Origin of the sequence: Streptomyces bohaiensis (assembly GCF_012033785.1) — a bacterium.
In the GTDB taxonomy this organism is placed as follows: Bacteria; Actinomycetota; Actinomycetes; order Streptomycetales; family Streptomycetaceae; genus Streptomyces; species Streptomyces bohaiensis.
In genome coordinates this window covers 1-2,778 of record NZ_JAAVJC010000429.1, presented here as the reverse complement: position 1 = coordinate 2,778, position 2,778 = coordinate 1, and the positions used below count along the sequence as shown (strand labels likewise).

The 2,778-nt window shown below is 76.3% G+C and carries 1 protein-coding gene and 2 pseudogenes; 2 read left to right on the top strand and 1 reads right to left on the bottom strand.

All coding sequences use genetic code 11. The annotated features are described in order from the left end of the window. Positions 1-106: 106 nt before the first annotated feature. A complete protein-coding gene (locus HCN52_RS23595) occupies positions 107-874 on the top strand; it encodes a polyprenol monophosphomannose synthase (protein WP_168090453.1) in 768 nt (255 codons plus the stop codon). A gap of 3 nt (positions 875-877) precedes the next feature. Continuing rightward, a pseudogene (locus tag HCN52_RS23590) lies at positions 878-1,399 on the top strand (FxsA family protein); the annotation flags it as partial. Between the two features lie 84 nt (positions 1,400-1,483). On the opposite strand, the pseudogene lnt reads toward HCN52_RS23590, so the two are convergent. Then, positions 1,484-2,778, bottom strand: a pseudogene (lnt, locus tag HCN52_RS23585) (apolipoprotein N-acyltransferase); the annotation flags it as partial.

Genomic DNA, 2,778 nt, shown 5'->3' with positions numbered 1-2,778 from the left:
CCGCCGACCGCACCGCCGAGTCCCGCACCGGCGGGGCGCGACCCCCGGGCGGCGGCACCGCCCCGGACCCCGCCCGGGCGAAGCAGGAGGCGGGGGACCGGCCCGCGTGAACCCCGCACCCCCGACCGCCGACCGCGCCGACGGCCCGGTGCTGGTCGTCATCCCCACCTACAACGAGGCCGCGAGCCTGCCGCCGCTGGTCGCCCGGTTGCGTGCCGCCGTCCCCGACGCCGACGTCCTGGTGGCCGACGACAACAGCCCCGACGGCACCGGCGCCGTCGCCGACCGGCTCGCCGCCGCCGACGACGCCGTGCACGTGCTGCACCGGCCCGGCAAGGAGGGGCTCGGCGCCGCCTACCTCGACGGCTTCCGGTGGGGGCTGGAACGCGGCTACCCGGTGCTGGTCGAGATGGACGGCGACGGGTCGCACCAACCGGAGCAGCTGCCGCGCCTCCTCACCGCGCTGCGCGGCGCCGACCTGGTCATCGGCTCCCGCTGGGTCCCCGGCGGCCGGATAGTCCACTGGCCCCGCTACCGGCAGCTGCTCTCGCGCGGCGGCAGCGGCTACTCCCGCGCGCTGCTGGACCTGCCGGTCCGCGACGCGACCGGCGGCTTCCGCGCGCTGCGGGCGCACGTCCTGGCCCCCGCCCTGCTGGCGGGGGTCGCCTCCCAGGGGTACTGCTTCCAGGTGGACCTGCTGCACCGCGCGGCGCGGGCGGGCCACCGGATCGTCGAGGTCCCGATCACCTTCGTGGAACGGGCCCACGGCGACAGCAAGATGAGCCGCGCGATCGTCACCGAGGCCCTGTGGCGGGTCACCGCCTGGGGCGTCGCGTCCCGCTTCCGCAGTTTCACCGGACGAAGGCACACTTGAGTCATGACCACCGGTTCCCCGCCTCCTCTCGGTCCCGGCCGTCCCTCCGGCGGACGTCGCTCGGGCGAGTCCCCCGCACGCGGGCGCGTGCGCACCCTCCTCCCGCTGCTGACGGTGGTGTGGGTGATCGCCGAGATCTGGCTGCTTCTGATGCTGGGCCGCGCCGCCGGCGGCCTCACCGTCGTCCTCGTGCTGCTCGCCGGGTTCGTGGCGGGTTCGCTGGTGCTGCGCCGCGCCGGGCGGCGCGCGCTGCGCAACCTCAACGAGGCGGTCCAGGCCGCCCAGCAGGGCCGGCGGCCGGAGAAGGGCGAAGCCCGGTCCGGCAACGGCCTCGCGGCGGTCGGCGGCATCCTGTTGATGGTCCCCGGACTCCTCTCCGACCTCCTCGGCCTGCTGCTGGTCTTCCCGCCCACCGCGGCCCTGGCGCGCAGCGCGCTCAGCGGTCTCGTGGTGAGCCGGGCCGGCCCGCTGGGGACCGCCTACCAGGAGGCGCGCGCCGCCGACGCCCGACTGCGGATGCACCGGCCCGACGGCAAGGTCGTCCAGGGCGAGGTCGTGGACGAGCCGGGGGCGCACGGCCCGGGGGACGCGGCCGGCCCGCGCGACCCCGGTGACGACGGCCCGGCCGTGCTCCACCGCCCGCAGGGAGGACATGGCGAGCTGCTGCTCGGGCTGGCCGGTGCGGCCGTAGGTGGCGTTGTTGGTCTGGATCACCAGCGCGCGGGCGCCGTCGTTGACGGTGTCGCGCACGATGCCGTCGTAGGCGACCTCGAAGCAGATCACGTCGCCCAGCCGGGCGGGGCCGACGTCGAGGACGCCGGTGGAGTCGCCGGGCCAGAAGTCGCGGGGCACCCGCTCCAGCCGGGTGATGAACCGGCTCAGCACGTCGCGGTAGGGGACGTACTCGCCGAAGGGCACCGGGTGCTGCTTGGTGTAGGAGTCGCCGGGGCCGGTGCGCGGGTCCCAGACGATTCCCTGGTTCTCGACGTACCCCTCGCGGGTGGGGTGGTCCACCAGCGCGCCGACCAGGATCGGGACCCCGACGGCGCGGGCGGCGCGGTCGATCGCCTGGTATGCCTCCGGGTAGCGGTGCGGGTCGAGGTCGGAGGCGTTCTCCGGCCAGATGACCAGGTCGGGTTGTTCCTCGCGTCCGGACCGGACGTCCTCCGCCAGCTGCAGCGTCGCCTCGACGTGGTTGTTGAGGATGAGCATCGGGCGGCCCAGGAAGTCCATGCCCGGCTGCTGCACGTTGCCCTGCACCACCGCGATCCGCACGGTGTCGTCGGCGTCGGTCGGCACGGGGACGGCGAACCCGGCGAGCACGGTGAGCGCGGCCAGCCCCGTCGCCCCGGCGGCGGGGAGCGCGGCCCGCGTGGCGAGGGCCCGCCGCAGGCGCCAGGCGCGGAGGGCGGCGCAGGCCAGGAGCGCCCCGGTGAGCGCGACGGCGAAGGTGACGAGCGGGGCGCCGCCGAGCGCGGCGAGCGGGGTGAAGGGGGTGGCGGTGTTGGCGAACGCGAGGCGTCCCCAGGGGAAGCCGCCGAGCGGGACCCGGTCGCGGGCCCACTCCTCGGCGACCCAGAGGCAGGCCGCCCACAGCGGCCACAGCGGCAGTCGCGAGGTGGCGGCCAGCGCGGCGCCGAGCGGGACGAAGAAGAGAGCCTGGAGCAGCGACAGCCCGATGACGGCGTCCCAGCCGATGACGTTGAGCCACTTCAGCAGCCCGAGGAAGAACGCGAGCCCCATCACCAGGCCGGTCCAGGCGCCCTGGCGGGCGGTGCGCCGGTAGGTCAGCGCGCTGAGCGCCGCGACGGCGCCGATCGAGAGCGGCCAGAGCCCGTACGGCGGGAACGCCGCGGCCAGCGCGAGGCCGGCGAGCAGGGCGAGGAGGGTGCGCGGCAGGACGC